General features: G+C 65.4%; 22 protein-coding genes. 7 read left to right on the top strand and 15 right to left on the bottom strand.

The genetic code is table 11. The annotated features are described in order from the left end of the window. Entirely contained in the window at positions 1-1263 is a 1263-nt protein-coding gene (tyrS, locus tag RVU70_RS00110) for a tyrosine--tRNA ligase (RefSeq protein ID WP_363349059.1), read from the bottom strand. 144 nt (positions 1264-1407) lie between these two features. On the opposite strand from tyrS, the gene RVU70_RS00105 reads away from it, so the two are divergent. Then, positions 1408-2931, top strand: a complete 1524-nt coding sequence (locus tag RVU70_RS00105; RefSeq protein ID WP_363349057.1) for an MBOAT family O-acyltransferase — start codon at positions 1408-1410, stop codon at positions 2929-2931. 2 nt (positions 2932-2933) lie between these two features. Then, a complete protein-coding gene (locus tag RVU70_RS00100; protein WP_363349055.1) occupies positions 2934-4178 on the top strand; it encodes an alginate O-acetyltransferase AlgX-related protein in 1245 nt (414 codons plus the stop codon). Here RVU70_RS00100 and RVU70_RS00095 read toward each other — a convergent pair. After that, positions 4151-4993 (bottom strand): EcsC family protein, encoded by an 843-nt coding sequence (locus RVU70_RS00095; protein WP_363349053.1) that lies wholly within the window; start codon positions 4991-4993, stop codon positions 4151-4153. The two genes, RVU70_RS00100 and RVU70_RS00095, sit on opposite strands and share 28 nt — an antisense overlap. A gap of 283 nt (positions 4994-5276) precedes the next feature. On the opposite strand from RVU70_RS00095, the gene RVU70_RS00090 reads away from it, so the two are divergent. Further along, positions 5277-5813, top strand: coding sequence for a DUF992 domain-containing protein (locus tag RVU70_RS00090; protein ID WP_363349051.1), 537 nt, complete (start codon positions 5277-5279; stop codon positions 5811-5813). A 33-nt stretch (positions 5814-5846) separates the two neighbouring features. On the opposite strand, the gene RVU70_RS00085 is transcribed toward RVU70_RS00090, so the two are convergent. The 9 genes from RVU70_RS00085 to RVU70_RS00045 form a co-directional block, all read right to left on the bottom strand. Then, the gene (locus RVU70_RS00085; protein WP_363349049.1) at positions 5847-6581 is read right to left on the bottom strand and encodes an SDR family NAD(P)-dependent oxidoreductase; all 735 of its coding nucleotides are present in this window, start codon (positions 6579-6581) and stop codon (positions 5847-5849) included. A gap of 95 nt (positions 6582-6676) precedes the next feature. After that, positions 6677-7336 (bottom strand): DUF2278 family protein, encoded by a 660-nt coding sequence (locus RVU70_RS00080; RefSeq protein WP_363349047.1) that lies wholly within the window; start codon positions 7334-7336, stop codon positions 6677-6679. Positions 7337-7426: 90 nt separating this feature from the next. Continuing rightward, a complete protein-coding gene (gene purF / locus RVU70_RS00075; RefSeq protein ID WP_363349045.1) occupies positions 7427-8917 on the bottom strand; it encodes an amidophosphoribosyltransferase in 1491 nt (496 codons plus the stop codon). Between the two features lie 85 nt (positions 8918-9002). After that, positions 9003-9611: a CvpA family protein gene (locus tag RVU70_RS00070; RefSeq protein ID WP_363349043.1), complete on the bottom strand. Its 609-nt coding sequence runs from the start codon at positions 9609-9611 to the stop codon at positions 9003-9005. 211 nt (positions 9612-9822) lie between these two features. Then, positions 9823-11211, bottom strand: coding sequence for a DNA repair protein RadA (gene radA / locus RVU70_RS00065; RefSeq protein WP_363349041.1), 1389 nt, complete (start codon positions 11209-11211; stop codon positions 9823-9825). A 58-nt stretch (positions 11212-11269) separates the two neighbouring features. Continuing rightward, positions 11270-11734, bottom strand: coding sequence for an integration host factor subunit alpha (locus tag RVU70_RS00060; protein WP_363349039.1), 465 nt, complete (start codon positions 11732-11734; stop codon positions 11270-11272). A gap of 198 nt (positions 11735-11932) precedes the next feature. Next, positions 11933-12922, bottom strand: a complete 990-nt coding sequence (locus RVU70_RS00055) for a beta-ketoacyl-ACP synthase III (protein ID WP_363349037.1) — start codon at positions 12920-12922, stop codon at positions 11933-11935. Continuing rightward, positions 12919-13992 carry a phosphate acyltransferase PlsX gene (gene plsX / locus RVU70_RS00050; protein WP_363349035.1) on the bottom strand — a complete coding sequence of 358 codons (1074 nt, stop codon included), beginning with the start codon at positions 13990-13992 and terminating at the stop codon, positions 12919-12921. Before plsX ends, RVU70_RS00055 begins: the two co-directional genes overlap by 4 nt. Before the next feature lie 191 nt (positions 13993-14183). Beyond that, positions 14184-14780: a DUF177 domain-containing protein gene (locus RVU70_RS00045; RefSeq protein ID WP_363349033.1), complete on the bottom strand. Its 597-nt coding sequence runs from the start codon at positions 14778-14780 to the stop codon at positions 14184-14186. A 191-nt stretch (positions 14781-14971) separates the two neighbouring features. Between RVU70_RS00045 and RVU70_RS00040 the strand changes: the two genes are divergently transcribed. Together RVU70_RS00040 and RVU70_RS00035 are read left to right on the top strand one after the other, a co-directional pair. Then, the gene (locus RVU70_RS00040; RefSeq protein ID WP_363349031.1) at positions 14972-15442 is read left to right on the top strand and encodes an outer membrane protein assembly factor BamE; all 471 of its coding nucleotides are present in this window, start codon (positions 14972-14974) and stop codon (positions 15440-15442) included. Positions 15443-15658: 216 nt separating this feature from the next. Beyond that, a complete protein-coding gene (locus tag RVU70_RS00035; protein ID WP_363349029.1) occupies positions 15659-16678 on the top strand; it encodes a transglycosylase SLT domain-containing protein in 1020 nt (339 codons plus the stop codon). A 60-nt stretch (positions 16679-16738) separates the two neighbouring features. Here the strand turns inward: RVU70_RS00035 and argC are convergent, their stop codons facing one another. Beyond that, positions 16739-17653, bottom strand: coding sequence for an N-acetyl-gamma-glutamyl-phosphate reductase (gene argC / locus RVU70_RS00030; protein WP_363349027.1), 915 nt, complete (start codon positions 17651-17653; stop codon positions 16739-16741). A 174-nt stretch (positions 17654-17827) separates the two neighbouring features. On the opposite strand from argC, the gene RVU70_RS00025 reads away from it, so the two are divergent. Beyond that, complete coding sequence (locus RVU70_RS00025) at positions 17828-18007, top strand: hypothetical protein (protein ID WP_363349025.1); 180 nt, start codon at positions 17828-17830, stop codon at positions 18005-18007. Between the two features lie 12 nt (positions 18008-18019). Then, positions 18020-18487, top strand: a complete 468-nt coding sequence (locus tag RVU70_RS00020) for an NAD(P)H-dependent oxidoreductase (protein WP_363349023.1) — start codon at positions 18020-18022, stop codon at positions 18485-18487. A 149-nt stretch (positions 18488-18636) separates the two neighbouring features. On the opposite strand, the gene RVU70_RS00015 is transcribed toward RVU70_RS00020, so the two are convergent. The 3 genes from RVU70_RS00015 to RVU70_RS00005 are packed head-to-tail and all read right to left on the bottom strand — an operon-like array spanning position 18637 to position 21076. Continuing rightward, the gene (locus tag RVU70_RS00015; protein WP_363349021.1) at positions 18637-20472 is read right to left on the bottom strand and encodes a carbamoyltransferase; all 1836 of its coding nucleotides are present in this window, start codon (positions 20470-20472) and stop codon (positions 18637-18639) included. Between the two features lie 9 nt (positions 20473-20481). Next, the gene (locus RVU70_RS00010; RefSeq protein WP_341107192.1) at positions 20482-20634 is read right to left on the bottom strand and encodes a DUF5989 family protein; all 153 of its coding nucleotides are present in this window, start codon (positions 20632-20634) and stop codon (positions 20482-20484) included. Between the two features lie 19 nt (positions 20635-20653). Beyond that, complete coding sequence (locus tag RVU70_RS00005; RefSeq protein WP_363349018.1) at positions 20654-21076, bottom strand: SxtJ family membrane protein; 423 nt, start codon at positions 21074-21076, stop codon at positions 20654-20656.

Raw genomic sequence — 21076 nt, 5'->3', positions numbered from 1 at the left:
CTAGGTTCGCTCCAGCAGAACGTGCTTCTTCTTGCCGAGCGACAGTTTGGCGACGCCGTCGGTCTCGAAATCCTTCTCCGAGAGCGTGCCGCGCTCGTCGCTGACCAGAACGTCGTTGACGCGCAGACCGCCGCCCTTGATCTGGCGGCGCGCTTCGCCGGTCGAGGCCACGAGCCCGGCCTTCACAAAAGCGGATAGCACGCCGAGACCGGCGGCGATCTCGTCGGCCGTGACGGCGACCTTGGGCAAGGAAAGGGCAAGGGCGCCCTCTTCAAAGGTGGCCCGCGCCGTCTCGGCGGCCTGTTCGGCCGCGTCGCGGCCATGGACCAGCGCCGTCGCCTCGGTCGCGAGCGTCTTCTTCGCCTCGTTGATTTCGGCGCCCTGAAGCGCGGACAGCCGCGCGATCTCGTCCATCGGCAGGAAGGTGAAGAGCTTCAGGAAGCGCGCGACATCCGCGTCCTCGCTGTTGCGCCAATATTGCCAGTAGTCATAAGGCGACAGCATGTCGGCGTTGAGCCAGACCGCGCCGGCCGCCGTCTTGCCCATCTTCGCGCCGGAAGCGGTGGTGAGCAGCGGCGACGTCAGCGCGTAGAGCTGCGGCGTTCCCATACGACGGCCGAGATCGAGGCCGGTGACGATATTGCCCCATTGGTCCGAGCCGCCCATCTGCAGCAACGCGCCGTGACGGCGGTTGATTTCGACGAAATCATAAGCCTGCAGGCACATATAATTGAACTCGATGAAGGAAAGCTCGTGCTCGCGCTCGAGCCGGAGCTTCACCGAATCCATGGTGAGCATGCGGTTGACCGAGAAATGCCGGCCGACGTCGCGCAGGAACTCGATGTAATTGAGCCCCGCGAGCCAGTCGGCGTTATCGAGCATCAGCGCGTCGGTCGGCCCGTCGCCAAAGGTCAGAAAGCGTTCGAAGACGCGCCGGATCGAGGCCTTGTTCGAGTCGATCTGCTCGACAGTCAGCAGCTTGCGGCTTTCGTCCTTGCCCGACGGATCGCCGACGCGCGTGGTGCCGCCGCCCATCAGCGGCAGCGGCTTGCCGCCGGTGCGCTGCAGCCAGGCGAGCAACATGATCGGCAGCAGCGAGCCGACGTGCAGCGAGGGGGCGGTGCAGTCGAAGCCGATATAGGCGGAGAGCCCGCCCGCGGCGGCCTTTTCGTCCAGCCCGGAAAAGTCCGAGCACTGGTGGACGAAGCCGCGCTCGATGAGCACGCGCAGGAAGTCGGATTTGGGGGAAAAGTCGTCGGCCATGGGGCAGGGTGATACGGGCTGGCAGGCCGGCGCGCAAGACGGCCGCCTGAAGCGTTGCAGGATGAGGGTTCCGCTCCCTCCCTCATTTTGCTAGAAGCCTGACGCCGGCCGGCGGCTGTGTCAGGCGCAACTTTAGGGTCATGAATGCTCTTCTACGAACCGCTGTTCCTGTTCGTATTCGGGCCGGCGGTTTATCTCCTCTACCTCCTCCTCGGCGCGCGGCGGGGGCCGCGCGCATTGCTGCTGCTTGTCGCCAGCATTGTTTTCTACGGCTGGCGCGAGCCGACCTTTATCTTCGTGGTCTTCGCCTCCGTCGCAATGGATCTCTACGTCGCGCGGCGGATCTGGGCGCACAGGAGGCGCGACGCGGCGCCGGCCGTCGCGGGGGCGGCGCCAGCGCACTTTGGCGACGACGGCGATCTCGCGGTTCTCGAAGCCCCGCCTGAACGCGAGAGCCTTTTCGGAGAGGAGGCGGCGCGTCGTTGGCTCGCCGTCGGCGTGATCGGCAATCTGGCGATCCTCGTCTACTACAAATATACGGGCTTCCTGGCGCTCAATCTCGACGCGCTGCTGCGCGCGCTGACTCTGCCGGGCCTGCATCTTCCATCGATTGCGCTCCCGATCGGCGTCAGCTTCATCGTCTTCGAGAAGATCACCTATCTCGTGGACGTCTATCGCGGCGTGACGGCGCCGGCGCGCGGCCCGCTGCTTTACGGGCTTTACGTGTTTTTCTTCCCCAAGCTGCTGGCGGGGCCGATCATCAAATATCACGATATCGTGGGCCAGTTTCAAAGCTGCCCGCATGCGACGATCGACGACTTCGTCAACGGCTTTTCGCGCTTCATGCTCGGGGTTACAAAGAAGGTCCTCATCGCCGACGTGATGGCGAGCGGCGCCGACGCGATTTTCTCGCGCGATCCCACAGCGCTCGGCTTCGGCGGCGCGTGGATGGGCGTGGCTTTCTTTACGCTGCAAATCTATTTCGATTTCTCGAGCTATTCGGATATGGCGATCGGGCTCGCGCGCATGTTCGGCTTTCGCCTGCTCGAGAATTTCAACATGCCCTACGTCGCGACGAGCGTCACCGACTTCTGGCGGCGCTGGCACATGTCGCTGACGAGCTGGATTCGCGAATATCTGTATTTTCCTCTGGGCGGAAACCGCAAAGGCGAGGCGCGCACCTATCTCAATCTGTGGATCTGCTTTCTGGCGTCGGGCGTCTGGCACGGCGCGGCCTGGCCGTATATTTTTTGGGGCGTCTATAACGGCGTCTTTCTCGTGCTGGACCGGCTGTTCCTGGTCGAGCGCCTCAAGCGCTTGCCGGACTGGCTCGCCAATATCGCCACGATGGTCATCGTCATGATTGGCTGGACGGTGTTTCGCGCCGTCTCTCTGGGGCAGGCGGGCGCGTTCCTCTCCGTCATGGCGCGGCCCTGGGCGACGGGCGACGAGGCGCCGGCGGCGCGACCGGAAATCATGGCCGTCGCTCTCGTCGCCGCCAGCGTCTGCGTCCTTCAGCGGATCGGCGTGCAACTCGGGATCGACTGGCTGGCGCTCGCGCGCCGCCACGCCTTCGCAGCGAACAGCGCCCTTGCGCTGCTCTTCCTCGCGGCGTTGGCGAAGGGGTTGGCCGAACCTTTCAAGCCCTTCATCTATTTCCGGTTCTGAGCATGACGCGCGCGCGCCTTCTCCTCCTCCAGCGGCTGCCGATTTTCGCCTGCGCGGCCGCGCTCCTCGCGCTGCTCCTCGTCAATATCTGGAACTTCCTCGTTTCCACGGATTGGCCGAAGCTGCGGATCAGAAGTTCCGAGCCCCTATGGGGCGTCGCGCCGCCGAAGCCCGCGCCCTGGAGCGTCGAGGCCTTCCTGTCTGGCGAGACCCAGAAGGCCGTCTCGTCCAATGTCGGGCAATTGCAGCCGGTCTTTCCCTTGGCGGTCAGAGTCAGAAACCAGTTTCTCTATTCAGCGCTCGGCGTCTCAGGCGCGCCTGGCATCACGATCGGGCGAGAGCGGCGCCTGTTCGAGACCTATTACATCGATGAGTTCTGCGCGCGCGGCGCCGCGCCCGATCCAGGGGCCGTCGACGCCTGGGCGGCGCGGCTGCGCGAGACGCAGGACGCGGTCAGGGCGAGCGGCAAGGGTTTTGTCTATCTGATTTCCCCGTCGAAGGCGGCGGCGTATCGTCGTTACCTGCCCGACACCTTCGTTTGTCCTTCGCTCTTGCGCGGCACGACGGACAAGCTCGCACCATACCGCGCCGCGCTCGCGGCGCACGGAGTCGCTTATGTCGACGGCGTGGCGCTTCTTGCGGCGGCGGCGCCGGATTATGCGATCGAACTCTTCCCGCCCGGCGGCACGCATTGGAATGTGCTCGGCGCGGCGATCGCGACGCGGGAGCTGACGCGGCGTTTGAACGACGGAGAAACCGCCGCGCTTCCTGCCTATGACTTCGCGTGGGGAACGCGCCAGGAGCCCGTCGGAGCCGACATCGATCTGCTCCGGCTGCTCAATCTGCTCTGGTGGGACTGGCGCTATCCGTCGGCGTCCGTCGTGGGCCGAAGCGCGGGGGTCTGCGAAAAGCCGCCGCAGATCTTCGCGGTGGGCGGCAGCTTTCTCATCGAGGTCCTTGCAAATCTGACCGAGGCGTCCTGTGCGGCGCGTGTCGATTACTGGCATTACATGAAGGGAGCGCGGCCAGGAGAGTCGCGGCGCTGGAGGCGGCTTGCGGCGCACGCCGACGATTTCAGCCGCCCAATGGGCGAAGCCGTCGAGACCGACGAGGCGTTCAGGCGGGGTTTGGCGTGGGGGGACGTCGTTCTCCTGGAAGAGAACGAGGCGGTCATCGGCGAAATGGGGCAGGTTCCCGATCTTCTGGCCGCCGCGAAAACTCAGGCGCCCGCCGGCGCCTCCCAATAGCCCTCCTCACGGGCGATGCGGGCATATTCGGCGCGCACCATCGCCGGATCATAGAGCCGCTCCAGCCGGCGCATGGTGAAATGTCCGCGCGCCAGCGTCTGGAAATGTTCGGTGAAGGCGAGATTGATCGCCGCGCCGCTGATCGCGCCGAGGACCGGAGCCGCCTGAGCCGCCGCCTTCTGGGAGACGACCACGCCGAAGCGCGAGGAGACCTGGCTCAGAAGCCGCACCAGCGCGGGCGCGCTGTCGTGAACCATGCCGCGCGCGGCGACATAACGCGCCGCATCGCTGACCGATTTCGCGAGCAGCCCGCGGATCGCGAGATAGCCCCCCTCGAGAATGTTCTCGTCCTCTTGTCCGCCAAGCGCGAAGACTTCGAGACAGGCGAGACCCGTCTCAGGCTCCCGCAGATTCTCGCCTTCGTTGCGGGCGATGTCGGCGATCGAGCGCAACATGATCGTCGTGGACAGCGGAAGCTCGATCGGCAGGCCGGCAAGTCCGACGGCGCCGCCGACGCCGCCGGCGAAGGCTGCGAGACGGCGGTGGAAACGAGTCGTGTCGCCCCTCGGCGCGCCCTCCAGACTCGAGAGCGCCACATTGAGCGCAACAGTGAGGGCGCGCTGCGCGGCGTTCAGCGCCGCCTGATGAACTTCCGGCGGCAGCGACTGGCCGACGATCCCGACCTTTCGTCCCGCGAGCCGCGCAATTCGGCCGGCAAAGCTCTGGCGCTCGAGCGCGGCGACGGCGGTCCTGAGCGATTCCATATCCGAGCCCGAGAGGCCCGGCTGATACAACACCGGAAGCTTCGCGCTCATTCGTTTCATTTCTCCCGCGTCAAGGCGTCGCATCAAATGCGAGCCGCCCTCACAAGATCGGTTATTGGCGGCCGCTCTGCAAGGTCGCGGAAATAGCGAAGCCGCCGAGCTTTGCACAGGGCCGCGTGCGCTGCCGCACGCCCTCGCCGTTCGCTGGGCGCTACCTACTGTAGCGACCGCGTTTGATGCTTTATAAGCGTGTCCTGTGCGGCGCGTCTCTCGCAGATTGCGATCGCTCTAAGGGGCTTTCGCGCCCCAAAGGAAGAAAGAGGAGGAGTTTTCAATGTCCACCCGTTTCAAGCTGGGACGCCTATTGGGCGGCGCCGTCGTCTTGGCGCTCATGGTCCCTGCGTCCGCGTTCGCCGGCGACCGGATCGGCACGCTGCAGTGCCGGCTGCTCGGCAACGGCCTGAGCGTTCTCGTGGAGAATCAGCAGATCGACTGCAACTATAGCGATGACGCCGAAGGCGCCACGCCGGCCCATTACACCGGCACGCTGACCAAGGTCGGCCCCAATATCTCGATCAACGGCCAGGGCGAACTGGCCTGGGGCGTCATCGCCGCGACGGGCCAGGTCGGCCCCGGCGCCCTCGCGGGCAATTACATGGGTCCGGGCGTCTCGGCGAAGATCGGCGTGGGCGGCGGCGGCGCCATTCTGGTTGGCGGCTCTAACAACACCATCTCGCTGCAGCCGTTCAATATCGAGGCGGGCGCGGGCCTTGGCTGGAACGCCGGCGTCGAGAGCCTGACGCTGACTTATGTTCCGCCGCCGCCCCCGCCGCCGCCGGTCGTCAAGAAGCACCGCCGCCATCATCACTAACGGGTTCCCGCGCGGGGCTCGCCCCCGCGCCGGTTACGCCGGCTGATGAAAATCCATCAGCCGGTCGTTGGGGAAATCATAAAGCCTTCCACTCTCGCGCCACTCCGGCTTGAGCAGCGGAAGGCATTTCTTTGCAAAGTCCTCGGGCGCCGGCACGGTGGCCGGATTCTCGCCCGGCATGGCCTGGGCGCGCATGCGGGTGCGCATCCGCCCCGGATTGGCGATCATGACCGTGACGCCCGTGTCGCGCGTCTCCGCCGCATAAGTGCGCGCCATCGCCTCCAGCGCCGCCTTCGAGGCCGCGTACGTTCCCCAATAGGGCTGCGCCTTATAGGCGGCGCTCGACGTAACGAAGACGACGCGCCCGGCGCCCGAGGCGCGCAGCAGCGGATCGAGCGAGCGGATGAGCCGCCAATTGGCGGTGACATTGACCGCCATCACGCGGTTCCAGTCTTTCACGTCGACATGGGCGAGGGGCGACAACGGCCCGAGCACGCCAGCGTTGCCGACGAAGACGTCGAGCTTGCCCCAGCGCTGGAAGATCGCCGCGCCGAGCCGGTCGAGGGCGTCGAAATCGGCGACGTCGCAGGGCACGAGCGTCGCCTCCGCGCCGAGCGCCCTGATCTCGTCGTCGAGCTCCTCCAGCGCCCCTTGCGTGCGCGCCAGCGCGACGACATGGACGCCGTCGCGCGCAAGTTCGAGGGCTATGGCGCGGCCAATGCCGCGCGAAGCGCCTGTGACGAGGGCGATGCGGTCGGCTGAGGACATGTTCGAAAGCCTGCGGGTCTCAATTGCGTTGTTAAGCGACGTCATAACGCGCCGGGGGGCGTCGCGTCACCAACAACGTCGACCAAATAGGATGACTACGCCGGGCGCCCCTGGTCATCGGTCTTGAAAGACTGCGTCTTGAACTTGTTCAGAAAGGCGAAAAACTCGCCCTCCGCCGTCTCGACGACCGTTCCGCCGTCTTGCCAGATGGCGTTCTCCTTGTCGTGGCCGCCGCCGATCGGATCGCCCTGGTTTTGATGGATGTTGTGGACGCCGAGGCCCACGTTGAAAGGTTCGCCGAAAATGTAGAAGCGCACGCCTTTCGCGATGACGCTTTCAAGGTCGGTCAGGGCCTGGACGCCAGTGCCATTGTTCCAGGGCGGATTCCAGCGGATGAACTCCAGAAAGCGGGACAGCCAGCTGTCGTAGCGGACGTTCCAGATGAGGATGGGCGGATGCAGGACGCTCGACCTGATGTAATCCAGCGCGCCTGACGTCGCCGTCGAGGGAACGAGGCGCCAGCCATTTGTCAGCGCCTTGATCGGGGCGAAGTCAGCGGGCCTTATTTTGACGATTCGCCATTGAATGCCGTCTGGCATCATCTTGGGGTCGACGTCGATGGCGCAATGGTAATCGCCCGCCGGCGCGCTGATGACGAGATTGCCATGATAGTAGCGCCCGAAGTTGTCGGGCGGGTCGCGATAATAATTCTTCTTGGCGCCGATCAGGAGCCCATAGCCTTTCTTCAGCGCCATCGTTTCCTCAAAAGCAAAAGCGGGAAAAATCTATCTGAAAAAGTCAGGGAAGTGCGCGAAGCATGCGCGACACCCCGTTAGAAACGCCGATCAGCTCGCCTCCGCCAGCAACGAAAGCTGCGCGCGGTTCTCTTCCACGAGGTCGGTGAGCGAGGTCGGATAGTCGCCGGTGAAGCAGTGGTCGGTGAATTGCGGGCGGGCGTTGTCGCGTCCAGGATAGCCCATCGCGCGATAGATGCCGTCGACAGAGAGGAAGGCGAGCGAATCGCAGCCGATATAGGCGCGCATCTCCTCGAGCGAATGGGTCGCGGCGAGGAGCTTCTCCTTCTGCGGCGTGTCGATGCCGTAATAGTCCGGATGCGTGATGGGCGGCGAGGAGATGAGGAAGTGAACCTCCGTCGCGCCGGCGTCGCGCATCATCTGCACGATCTTGACCGAAGTCGTCCCGCGCACGATCGAGTCGTCGATCAGAATGACGCGCTTGCCTTCCACGACGCAGCGGTTGGCGCTGTGCTTCATGCGCACGCCGACCTCGCGCACCGACTGCGTCGGCTGGATGAAGGTGCGGCCGACATAATGGTTGCGGATGATGCCGAGTTCGAAAGGAACGCCCGACTGCTGCGAATAGCCGAGCGCCGCCGGCACGCCGGAATCCGGCACCGGCACGACGACGTCGGCGGCGATCGCCTGTTCGCGCGCAAGTTCGCGCCCCATGGCTTTGCGCACCTCATAAACCGGGCGGCCGTGCACGACGGAATCCGGCCGGGCGAAGTAAATATATTCGAAGATGCAGGGGCGCATCGGCTGCGGCGGGAAGGGCTCGAGGCTTTCGAGCCCGGTGTCGGAAATGACGACGATCTCGCCGTTCTTCACGTCGCGGACGAAGCGCGCGCCAATGATGTCGAGCGCGCAGGTCTCCGAGGCGAGGATGAATTTGCCGTCGAGTTCGCCGATGACGAGAGGGCGAATGCCGAGCGGGTCGCGCGCGCCAATCAGCTTTTTGTTGGTGAGCGCAACCAGCGAATAGGCGCCCTCGATGCAGCGCAGCGCCTCGATGAAGCGGTCGATGAGCTGCGGCTTGCGGCTTCGCGCCACGAGATGGAGAAGGACCTCCGTGTCGGATGTCGACTGGAAGATCGCGCCCTCCTTGATGAGGTCGCGGCGCAGCGCCTGGGCGTTGGTGAGATTGCCGTTATGGGCGACGGCGAAGCCGCCGGTGTTCAATTCGGCGAAGAGCGGCTGCACGTTACGCAGCATGGTCTCGCCGGTCGTCGCATAGCGCACATGGCCGATCGCCGCCGAACCGGGCAGGCGCTTGATGGTGCTTTCCTTGGAGAAGTGATCGCCGACGAGGCCGATCCGGCGCTCGCCATGGAAGCGCCCGGCGTCGAAGCTGACAATGCCCGCGGCCTCCTGGCCGCGATGCTGAAGCGCGTGCAGGCCGAGCGCCGTGATCGCGGCGGCGTCCGGCAGGTCGAAGACGCCGAACACGCCGCAATATTCGCGCAGCGTGTCGCCGTCGAGGTCGTCGGTGGTCTCCAACCGGCTGGGAAGGGGTTGATGATGCGTCGATTCGGTCATCCGTCGTCTCCCATGCCTGGCGGTCGCCCTAAGCGTCAACTTTGCCTCTGGTCCCGGCCAATCGCAAGCGGCCGCCGCGTCGCGCTTACTGCTTTTCCCCCGCCGGCTCCTTGTCGGCCGGAGCGTCCGCTTTCTCCGGCTCGGCCTCCGAGGGCGGCGTTTCCTCGGCCGGCTGATGGCCGCCCTTCTTGGCCTTGATCTTGGCGATGATGGCGTCGACGTCGTCGGGCAGCATCTCGCGCAGCTTGTCGCCGCCGGCGGCGAGGATCGGCTTGGCGCGGGCGTTGCGCACCCATTCGGGTTGATTGGCGTCGGGCACGAGCCAGGCGTAGAACACGAAGGCGACCACCGCGAGCAGCAGACCCCGCACCGCCCCGAAGACGAAGCCCAGCGAGCGGTCGAGCGCGCCGATCTTCGAATCGAGGATGACGTCCGAGAGCTTCACCGTGAACAGCGAGACGACGACCAGCGCGATGAAGAACACCACCGCGACCGAGGCCGCGAGCGCGATCTCGTCTTTGGAGATGTATGGCTTCAAATAGGGGAGGGCCATGGGGTGGAGATAGTAGGCCGCAGCTGCCGCCGCCACCCAGGACAGGATCGCCAGCACTTCGCGCGTGAAGCCGCGCAGCAGGGCGAGCATGCCCGAGACCAGCACGATCGTAATAACTGCCAGATCAAGGTATGACGGCATTGCAGTCCTCTTCTTTGTCGCCGTGACGCTCGGAATAATGGGAAACGCCTGAAAGCCGGCGCACGAGACGCGCGCCCATCGCAGCATTCTCCAAACGAAAAGCGCCGTCGCCTCCGAACTTCAAAGCGGCGGGGCGTCCCCCGGCGGTTGCGACGGGATGCTTCTAGCGCAACTCAGCCGCCTGCGGAAAGCACAAAAGGTTAAAATCGCCTCATTCCTGGCCGCGCGTTCGGGGCGCGGTCTGGGCGATCGCCGCCACGAGCTGAGCGACGTCGCCACAGGGGCGCAGCGTGAGTCCGGCGCGCCGGTCGTCCTCGTTGATCTGCTGCGCTTGCGCGAGCACGGCCTGGTGAAAGCCGAGCTTCGCCGCCTCGCGCAGACGCATGCCGGCGTGGATGACGGGCCGGATGGCGCCGGAAAGCCCAATCTCGCCAAAAAACGCCTGATCGGCCGGCAACACGGCCCCCGTGAGAGACGAGACCAGCGCGGCGGCGGCGGCGAGGTCGCCCGCCGGTTCGTCGGCGCGCAGGCCGCCCGCGACATTGAGATAAACGTCGTGCATGCCGAGCTTCAGCCCGCCATGGGCCTCGAGAACGGCGAGGATCATCGATAGCCGGTTCTGGTCGAAACCGACGACGGCGCGGCGCGGCGTGCCGAGCGAGGTCGGCGCGACCAGCGCCTGAATCTCGATCAGCATCGGCCGCTGGCCCTCCATGCCGGCGAAGACCGCGGCGCCCGGCGCCGAGGCGTCGCGGCCGGCGAGGAAGAGGGCGGAGGGATTGGCGACCTCGGCGAGGCCGCCGCCGGTCATTTCGAAAACCCCGATCTCGCCAGTGGCGCCGAAGCGGTTCTTGGAGGCCCGAAGCATGCGGAAGTGATGGGCGGCGTCGCCCTCGAAGGACAAAACCGCGTCGACCATGTGTTCGACGACGCGCGGTCCCGCGACCTGACCGTCCTTCGTCACATGGCCGACGAGAATGATCGTCGAGCCGCTCGTCTTGGCGTGCCGCAGCAGGGCCTGGGCGCTCGCCCGCACCTGCGTCACCGTGCCCGGCGCCGACGGGGCGACCTCGGTATGCATGGTCTGGATGGAGTCGATGACGATCAGCGTCGCGCGCTTGCCTGTGGCGCAGGTGGCGAGAATGTCTTCGACCTGGGTCGCGGAGGCGAGCTCCACGGGCGCGTCGGCGAGATCGAGGCGGCCGGCGCGCAGCCGCACCTGCGCCACTGCCTCCTCGCCGGAAATATAGATCACCCGCGCGCCGCGCCGCGCCAGCGCCGCGCAGGCCTGAATGAGCAGCGTCGACTTGCCGATGCCGGGCTCGCCGCCGAGCAAGAGCACGGACCCGGGCACGAAGCCGCCGCCGGTGACGCGGTCGAATTCGTCGATGCCGGTGACGATCCGCGCCGCCGGCCGGTCCGATCCCGCAAGCCCCTCGAGTTCGAAGGGCCTGCCGCGCGTGGCCCGGATCGCTGTCGGGCCGGGATCGCTCTCCTCGACGATGCTGTTCCACTCGCCACAGGCTTCGCAGCGACCCTGCCAGCGCGACGCGACCGCGCCGCAGTTCTGGCAGACGAAAGTGGAGCGGGATTTTGCCATGCGCGCTTGGCGCATCGCTGCGTTGCCTTGTCAAGAGGCGGCGCAGGGCGCTAGGCGGTCAACGCGCTACGCTCGCATTGGCGCGCGCCGTCTCCTCGCCGCGCGCCGTCCCATAGGCCGGCAGACCCGGCGCTTCGCCGTCGCCGACGTTGACTCCGTCGTTCCCCTGGGCGTCGTCCGCGCCGTTGTTGACCCGGGCGCGCAGGACATTGGAGGGTCTGAAGGTCACGACCAGGCGGGCGGTGATTTTGGCTTCCTCGCCGGTCTTGGGATTGCGTCCCTGCCGCTCGCGCTTGGCGCGAACGTGAAATGCGCCGAAGGAGGAGAGCTTGACGTCGTCGCGGGAGACGATGGCCTCGAAAATCTCGTCCAACACCATCTCCACCAATTTTGCGGCCTCTCCGCGAGCGACGCCGGTCCGACGATGGAGCGCCTCGGCGAGATCGGCGCGCGTCAACGTCCGGACGTCATCCTCTTGGATTGCTTCGGGGGGAATGGGAGAATGGGATGCAGCCTCTGCCATGGTCAGCCCTGTTATAATCAGAGAAACAATATTGAGGACGCCGCGGAAACCACCTCCCCCTCCCGGGACGTCCTAAGGCAGATTTTTTCAGAATCCGCCCAATTGCAAGCTTGGCAATAAGAAAAAATGGAGAGCAACCGCTGCAAAATCAGTCGGTTGACGTGAAATTCCGAGGCTAGAGCGACAAAATGCCCAAGCTCACCAACGGATTAGAGCCGAGCCCCAGGTAAAGCCGCCACCCACGGCCTCGAGCATCACAAGGTCGCCTTTCTTGATGCGGCCGTCTGCGACCGCCACGGAGAGGGCGAGAGGAACGCTCGCCGCGGAGGTATTGCCGTGGAGATGAACGGTGGCGACCACTTTCTCGGGGGCGATGCCCAGCTTTTGCGCCGACATGTCGATGATGCGGCGATTGGCCTGATGCGGCACGAACCAGTTGAGCTGCTCGGGCGTGATCCCGGTCGCCGCGAAGGCGTCGGCGACGACGTCCGTCACCTTGCCGACGGCGAATTTGAAAACCTCTTTGCCCTCCATGCGGAGATGCCCGACGGTCTGGGTCGCCGACGGGCCGCCGTCGACATGAAGCTTGGCCCGATGACGCCCGTCCGAGCGCAGATGCGTGGTGAGGACGCCCCGCTCGTCCATGGCGCCCATGGAGGGACGCGCCTCCAGCACCATGGCCCCGGCGCCGTCGCCGAACAACACGCAAGTCGTGCGGTCCTCCCAGTCGATGATGCGCGAGAAGGTCTCCGCGCCGATGACCAGCGCCCGCTTATGCGACCCCGAGCGCAGGAACTTGTCGGCCGTCGCCACAGCGAACACGAAGCCGGAGCAGACGGCCTGAAGATCGAAAGCGACTCCATGGGTCACGCCGAGAGCGGCCTGTATCTGCGTCGCGGTCGAGGGGAAGGTCCAGTCGGGCGTCGAGGTGCCGACGATAATGAGATCGATGTCTTCCGGCGCGAGGCCGGCGTTCTCGAGCGCGGCGCGCGCGGCCTTCTCGCCGAGCATGGACGTCGTCTCGCCGGGCGCGGCGATGTGGCGTTCCCTGATTCCCGTGCGCTGAAAGATCCATTCGTCGCTGGTGTCGACCATCCTGGCGAGGTCGTCATTGGTCAGCGTCTTGGCAGGGAGATAGGAGCCCACGCCGCGAACGACGGAGCGCAAGAGGGATTGTTCCGTCGTCACTGGGCGGCTTCCTGCGGGGGAGTGTCTGTGGGCGCCGAACCGCTCTCGAAGCGATGGGCGAGGGCGACTGTGTCGCGAATGCGGTTCATGAGATCGCTCTTGGCCATGTCGTGGCCGATCTCCACGGCGCGGGCGAAGCCGACGTGGTCGGTCCCGCCGTGGCTCTTGATCACGAGGCCTTCGAGGCCGAGGAACACCCCGCCATTGATCGAGCGCGTGTCCATCTTGCCCTTGAGTTCGGCGAAGGCGCCTCTGGCGAGGAGGTAGCCGAGCTTCGCGAGCAGCGAGCCGCCCATGACCTCGCGCAGATAAGCGGCGATCTGTTTGGCGGTGCCTTCGGCGGTCTTCAGCGTGATGTTGCCGGTGAAGCCTTCCGTCACGACCACGTCCACGGCGCCCATGCCGATCCCGTCGCCCTCGACGAAGCCCGCATAGTCGAGGCCGGGAAGATTCGACTCGCGCAGCGTGGCGGCGGCGCCCTTCACCTCCTCGACGCCCTTGATTTCCTCGGTGCCGACGTTGAGCAGGCCGACCGTGGGGCGCTCCAGCCCGAGAACGACGCGCGCCATGGCCGATCCCATGATGGCGAGATCGACGAGATGGCTGGCGTTGGCGCCGATCGAGGCGCCGACGTCGAGGACGATGGAATAACCCCGCAGCGTCGGCCAGAGACAGGCGAGCGCCGGCCGGTCGACGCCCAGCATGGTGCGCAGGCAGATTTTCGACATCGCCATCAGCGCGCCGGTATTGCCGGCGGAGACGGCGACGTCGGCCTCGCCCTTTTTCACCGCCTCGATCGCCATCCACATGGACGAGACCCGCCGCCCATAGCGAAGGGCCTGGCTCGGCTTGTCGTCCATGCGGATCGAGACGTCCGAATGGCGGACCTCGGAGGCCGCCGCGAGACGGGGATGGCGCGCAAGTTCGGCGCGAATCGTCTTCTCCTCGCCAACGAGAACAAAGCGCGCGCCCGGTTTGCGCTCGAGGGCGAGAGCGCAGCCGGGGATCGTTACCGACGGGCCATAATCACCGCCCATCGCGTCGACCGCGATCCGAACATTCTCCGCCATTTCCGAGCCGTCTCCCCAACGCCGCCGCTTTTTCCCCACGGCCGTCGAGGCGGGGGCGGGCCTGTCATTTTTAAAGAGATGCGCGCGTCGGCCGGTTGCGCTGGCCGGGCGCTGCGCCAAGGCGCCTGTTCCGCGGGCGTGATTGCCATTTGCGGCGCTTGGGCGCAAGTGCCAAGCCGATTCGAGGAGGATCAACCGCCGGCCGGAGGCTCCTCCCGCCTGCGCCGCAACTGGGCGAAAGGCGACACGACAGGCGAGGCGTCCTCCGGGGCGGGCTCCGCGAACGCCGCTCCCGGCTTGTGCGGATAGGGGTCGAGCGCCAGGGTCAGGAATTCCGAGACGACGCCGCCGAGATCCACCACGCCGCCAATGAGCGTATCCGGCGGATCCTCGCCAAGGGCGTCATGGTCGAGCGACTCCGGCTCCGCCTCATGGCGTCGCGAGCGGGGTCGCGGGGCCTCGCGCGGCGGGGCGAAACGAAGCTCGATCGGTTCGACAATGTCGGCGTCGAATTCCTCGAGGGTCAGGACGCAGGTCTGGCGCACCCGCGCGCGCAGCTCTCCCAGGACTTCGAGACCGTCGCCGCGCCAGCGCCGCACGCGCAGCGTGGCCGAGAGACCGAGGACAGCGGCGAGGGCGTTGAGCCTTGCGAGCGCGTCGCGTTCTTCTCCGGAAGCGACAATGTCGACGTCGAGCCCCTCCGGCGGGACCTCCGCCGCCGCGAGTGGACGAGAGAGCGGCGATGCGTCGGAGGCTGCTCTGTCGCCGCCGTGCCTGTTGTCTGTCATTTTTCTCCTCCCCCGGCGTTCAAACGATTTAGATACGTGCAACGCCGCCCGCGCGCCAGACTTCGCGCCCGACTTGCGGCCGCCGGCGACGAGCGGCTTGCTTTCGCGCGGATCGGAGGCTAGGCAGACCCCATCGCTTCAGACGGACGCGCGAGCCCTCGGGCGTTGCGCGATAGAGCTTGGAGAACACTATGGCGAGGCAGGCCTTGGGCATTCTTTCCGTAAGCGCTTCGAGCGCGGCGGTTGTAAGGGCCGCAGCGGCTTTCGCCCTCGCGGCGTCGCTTGCTGGCTGCATCGGCTATGACGGCGTCGTCAATCGTGGCGCGGTGATCGACACGCGCAGAGCCGAGCAGGTGAAGCCCGGCATGACGGCGCCGCAGGTGATGCAGGCGCTCGGCACGCCCTCTACGACCTCCACCATCGGCGGCGACGCCTGGTATTACGTGAGCCAGCGCGTCGAACGCTCTCTCGCCTTCATGCCGCAGAAGATCACCGACCAGCGCGTCATGGCGGTCTATTTCGACAAGTCGCGCAAGGTGACGCGCATCGCCGACTATGGGCTGGAGGACGGCAAGCCCGTCGACTTCCTGTCACGCACGACGCCGGTCGCGGGGCCAGATTATCACCTGATTCAAAGCCTTCTCTCGAAAATCTCGTTGTGACGCGGGGACGCGCTCGCGTCGTGGCGTAATTGTGGCCGAGGCGGGACCGCCTCGGCTGTTAATTTAAAATTTACCATATTTTCAATTACTTATCATCAGCTTGGCTGTTAGCCAATGTGGCGCGGGCGTGGCCATCAGCGTCGCGCTTTCGCCGTTACTCACACGTAAGCTCTTGATTGAGCCGCAGTTCGCGGAGCCAGGGAGCTTATGTGGGGTATGACGGATCTGACGCATCCCGCCAATGAGTCCGCGCGTCGAATGAGTTTGGGCGACCGTTGGGCGCTGATGCGCGCCAGCCGTTCGTTCTATCTTCTTCTCCGGACCATTTGCGTTGGCGCCGTTCTGTCGACGCTCGCGGCCCTGAGCCTCACCATCCAGCGCAGCGACGCGCCCTATTACGAGAAGCTCAGCCGGGTTCCGAAACAACGCCCGATCGGAAGTCCCCTCGTGGATGTCGCGCGCGACGACGAGTCGGCGCTCGACAGCGATTTCTCGCTCGAGCAAGCGGCGTTGACCTGGGCGCACCGACTGTTCGGCAAGGACGACGGGAGCGCCGACGCGGCCGGCGTCATGCGCTTCGGTCCGGTCAAAGTGCATCAGACGATCGTCGAGCGCGTTGTAGAGGCCGCGAACCGGACGGAAATGGACCCGGCGCTGCTGATGGCCATCGCCGACAAGGAATCGAATTTCCACACCACGGCCAAGGCGCGGACCTCTTCCGCCAGCGGCCTGTTCCAGTTCGTCGAGAAAACCTGGATGAAGGCGCTGCGGGACTTCGGCCATCGCTATGGCCGCGCCGAAGAAGCCAAGGCCATCGCAGAGGAAGCGGCCCCCCGACAGCAGCGCGCAAAAATCCTCAACCTGCGCAACGATCCCTATCTCTCGGCCGCGCTCGCCGCCGAAATGCTGAAAAAAGACAGCGCCAAGATCGCCGAGAAAATCGGCCGTCCGCTGACGGCCGGCGAGACCTATCTCATTCACTTCCTCGGGCCGGAGGACACCGAGCGCTTCATGAAGGCGATGGTCGAGTCGCCGGCAATGTCCGCGGCCGCGCTTTTGCCGAAGCCCGCCCGCGCCAACAAGCCGATTTTCTACGAGCAGCAGGGTCGGCGGCTGAAGGACCGCACCGTCAGCGAGGTCCACGAGGCCTTCGAGGCGATGATGGATCAGCGCACAAGCCGGTACGGCGACGTCGCCGCCAAATTGCCGGCGGGGGTGACGGCCTATACGGATTAGGTCCCCGCAAGGCCCTTCTCCCGCAAGGGGAGAAGGGAAGTCCGCGCCGGATGAGGGGGCTCAAGCCCCGATCATCAGATCCAAATTTTGAACCGCGGCGCCCGACGCGCCCTTGCCGAGATTGTCGAGCCGAGCCACCAGCACGGTGTGGCGGCGCGCCTCATTGGCGACGACGAACAGCTCCATGTCGTCCGAGCCATTCAGCGCAAGGGCGTCGATGCGGCCGCCCGAGGGCGGCTCCATGACGCGCACATGCGGCGCGCCGGCGTAATGGCGGCGATAGGCGGCGTCCAGATCGGCGGCCCTGGGCTTGCCGGGCAGAGCGTCGAGGTGGAGCGGGATCGAGACCAGCATGCCTTGCCGGAAATTGCCGACCGAGGGCACGAACAGCGGCCGCGTGGCGAGCCTGGCATAGGCCGTGATTTCCGGCAGATGCTTGTGGTCGAGCCCCAAAGCGTAAAGCTCGAAGGCAGGGGCCGCGCCTTTCTCATAGGCCTCGATCATCTGCCGGCCGCCGCCCGAATAGCCGGAGACGGCGTTGATGGCGAGGGCTTGGTCGGGGGCGATCAGCCCGGCGTCGACGAGCGGGCGCAGCAGGGCGATCGCGCCTGTGGCGTAGCAGCCGACATTGGCGACGCGGGGGGCTTTGGCGATCGCCACCGCCTGGCCGGCGCAGAGCTCCGGAAAGCCGTAGACCCAGCCGGGCGCGACGCGATGCGCAGTCGAAGCGTCGAGGATGCGTGGGGCTTTAGGCCCGAGGGCGTCGCACAGCGCGACCGTCTCTTTTGCGGCGTCGTCCGGCAGGCAGAGGATGGCGACGTCCACGGTCGCCAGCAGCGCGCGCTTGGCCTCGACATCCTTGCGCTTTTCCGCAGGGATAGCGACGATCTCGATGTCAGCGCGGCTGGCGAGGCGCTCGCGAATTTCGAGGCCCGTCGTGCCCGCGTCGCCGTCGATGAAGATCCTGCTCGCCATGGAACTGTCCTGAATGGAAGGGGTTGCGCGCGGCTTGGATGATGGCTGCGTCGGCCCTTGTCAATAAAAAGCGCGCTGCCGAGCCTGGCCGGGGCTGGCGCCTTTCCGGGCGCGCGGTAGCTTTTCTTAAAGAAAGCGCTTTTGCGCCCCATTGCAAAAAGCCGAGGCGTCGCCATGATCGAACAGCCTGTCAGGGACACGTTCAAAACCTATGGAACTCTGCTTGCCGACTCCGTCTGGAAAGCGTCGGTCTATTCCGTTCTGGCTTTCAGCCTGTTGCTGCTTTTGCTTCTTGTCGTCAGCGCGGCGGTCTGGGCCGGCGCCGTCAGCGTGCCGGAGTTTCATCCCAGGTAGGATACGCATTCGGTGAGCCGCAAGCGCCTTCTCATCATTGCGCATGCGCCCTCGCCAAATACGTCAGCGATGCGCGACGCGCTGCTCGACGGCGCGCGCTCGCCCGAGATCGAGGGGGTCGACGCGCGCGCGCTGAGCCCCTTCGCGACCGCGCCGGAGGACGTCGTCGCGGCCGACGGCGTCCTTCTGCTGACGCCGGAAAATCTCGGTTACATGAGCGGCGCGCTGAAAGACTTCTTCGACCGTTGCTACTATCCTTGCTTCGAGCGCACGCAGGGTCTGCCCTATGCGCTCTGCATTCGCGCCGGAAGCGACGGAACCGGCACGCGGCGCGGCGTCGAGACGATCGCGACCGGTCTTCGCTGGCGCGCCGTACAGGAGCCCCTGATCTGCCGCGGGGCGTGGCGGGCGGAATTTCTCGACCAATGCCGGGAGCTTGGGACGCTGATGGCGGCCGGGCTGGAGGCAGGGGTGTTTTAGCTATCTCAGTAACGCGCGGGCGGCCGCATTCCTCAAAATTCTCGTTTCGAGGAAACCTCGTGAGCAACGCCCGAGCGGCCGGCTGGTAGATGGGCTCGGCGCTTCGGCAATGCAACGCCGCCTCTGGCGCGTTCCTCTCTTGAAGGTCGTCAATCCAGCTCGAACGCGTTCTTGTAGTCGAGCGCCAGCGACGGGTCCTGATCGGCTTTGCGCAGGATGCAATTGCCGACGGTAAGGAACTCGATGTCCGAACCCATGAAACAGCGGAAGGCGTCTTCGGGCGTCGACACGATCGGCTCGCCGCGCACGTTGAAGCTCGTATTGATCAGCACCGGGCAACCGGTCAGCTGTTCGAAACGCGTCAGCAATTGGTGATAACGCGGGTTCGTGTCGGCGTGGACCGTCTGGATGCGCGCGGAATAATCGACATGCGTCACCGCCGGAATGTCGGAGCGCGGCACATTGAGCTTGTCGATGCCAAAGAGCGACTGCTCCTCGGCCGACATGGCGCGGCAGTGGTCGGCCTTAACATTGGCGACGAGCAGCATATAGGGCGAGTCGCAGTCGATCTCGAACCAGTCCGAGACCCGTTCGCGCAGCACGGACGGCGCGAAGGGACGGAAGCTCTCGCGGAATTTGACCTTGAGATTGAGCGCTTTCTGCATGGTCGGCGAGCGCGGGTCGCCCAAGATCGAGCGGCCGCCGAGCGCACGCGGACCAAATTCCATGCGGCCCTGATGCCAGCCCACGGCCTGTCCGGCGATGAGCGCCTGCGCGGTCTCTTCAATCACGCCGGCGTCGTCGACGACGGTGAAGCGGGCGCCAACCGAGCGCAGGCGATTCTCAATGTCTGATTGTGCGTATGACGGACCGAGATAGGAGCCCTTCATCGCGTCCTTGCCGGGCGTGACGCGGCGCGGCTGCTCCTTCTGGTGATAATGGGCCGCGAGCGCGGCGCCGAGCGCGCCGCCGGCGTCGCCAGCGGCGGGCTGAATGAAAATATCGTCGAAGGCGTTGTCGCGCAGCACTTTGCCATTAGCCACGCAATTGAGCGCGACGCCGCCGGCGAGGCAGAGGTTCTTCTCGCCCGTTTCCTCGGCAAGCGCGCGCGTCAGGCGCAGCACGACGTCTTCTGTCACCGCCTGCACGGAGGCGGCGAGATCCATGTGGCGCTGCTCGAGCCGCTCGTCGGGCTTGCGCGCCGGCGCGCCGAAGAGCTGGTCGAACTTGTCGTTCGTCATCTTCAACGCGGTGCAGTAGTCGAAATAATCGAGGTTGAGGCGGAACGAGCCGTCCGCCTTCACGTCGATCAATTCGTGGAGCATCAATTTGGCGTATTTGGGCTCGCCATAGGGCGCGAGGCCCATCACTTTATATTCGCCGGAGTTGACCTTGAACCCTGTGTAATAGGTCAGCGCCGAATAAAGCAGCCCGAGCGAATGCGGGAAGTGGATTTCCTTGACGATTTCCAGATTTGCGCCATTGCCGAGCGCGACCGAGGTCGTTGTCCATTCGCCGACGCCGTCCATGGTGAGAACAAGGGCGCGGTCGAAGGGCGAAGGATAAAAAGCGGACGCCGCATGCGAGAAGTGATGCTCCGAAAAGAGCAGCTTGTCGGCCTGCGCGAGCGCCGGATCGACGCGGCCGAACGCTTCCAGCAGAATATCCTTTTGAAAGATTTTTTCGCCGATCCACAGCGGCATCGCCTTGCGAAAAGACTCGAAGCCTTTTGGCGCAAAGGCGAGATAGGTTTCCAGAAGCCGTTCGAATTTCACGAAGGGCTTCTCGTAGAAGACGACGTGATCGACGTCGGCGCCGCTCGCGCCCGCCGCCTCGAGGCAGTAGCGAACGGCGTTCTCCGGAAAGGCGGAGTCGTGTTTGACGCGCGTAAAGCGCTCCTCCTGCGCCGCAGCGACGATCTCGCCATCGCGCAAAAGCGCGGCGGCGCTATCATGATAGAAGGCCGAGACGCCGAGGATGAGCATGATGCGCCCTTAGAACAGCGTGTAGATGAAGGGCGCGACGACGGAGCCCTGTCCAAGGAAGAACAGCGCGCCAAACAGCAGGAACAGCACGAACAGCGGCACCAGCCAGAACTTCTTGCGCGTGCGCAGATAGGCCAGGAATTCCTTCAAGAACGACGACATGTCTGCCTCCAGGGAGAATTTAGAATTGCTGGCCCATCGAATTTTTCGCCGGGCCCGGCGGGGTGCGCTCGAGCCAGTAGCTTTTCTCGTCGCTGCGGGAGAGCCGCAGAATGTCCTTGCCCGAAAGGCGCAGCACGAAAGCGACCGGCGTGACGGCGCCGTAGAACAAGAGCCCCATGACCAGCGGCGCGACGACCGAATGGAGCAGGAGCCCAAAACGGAACCAGAGCTTGTTGAGCGGCGTCAGCAGATGGTCGGCAAAGAGCGCCAGGCCGAGGAAAACGGCCGAGAGGCCCAACGCCCAAAGCCGGATGCTTTCGCCATGGCGAATCAGCGGCCAAAACGCCAGAAAGGCAAAAACGCCGGAAAAGACGAGGCCGAAATTCCTGTTCGACCCCAATTCGACTTTGCGGTTGGATTTGAGAGTCTCGTGACCGGCCAT

This window comes from Methylocystis echinoides (genome assembly GCF_040687965.1).
In the GTDB taxonomy this organism is placed as follows: domain Bacteria; phylum Pseudomonadota; class Alphaproteobacteria; order Rhizobiales; family Beijerinckiaceae; genus Methylocystis; species Methylocystis echinoides_A.
This window is presented reverse-complemented; position numbering and strand designations above follow the sequence as displayed.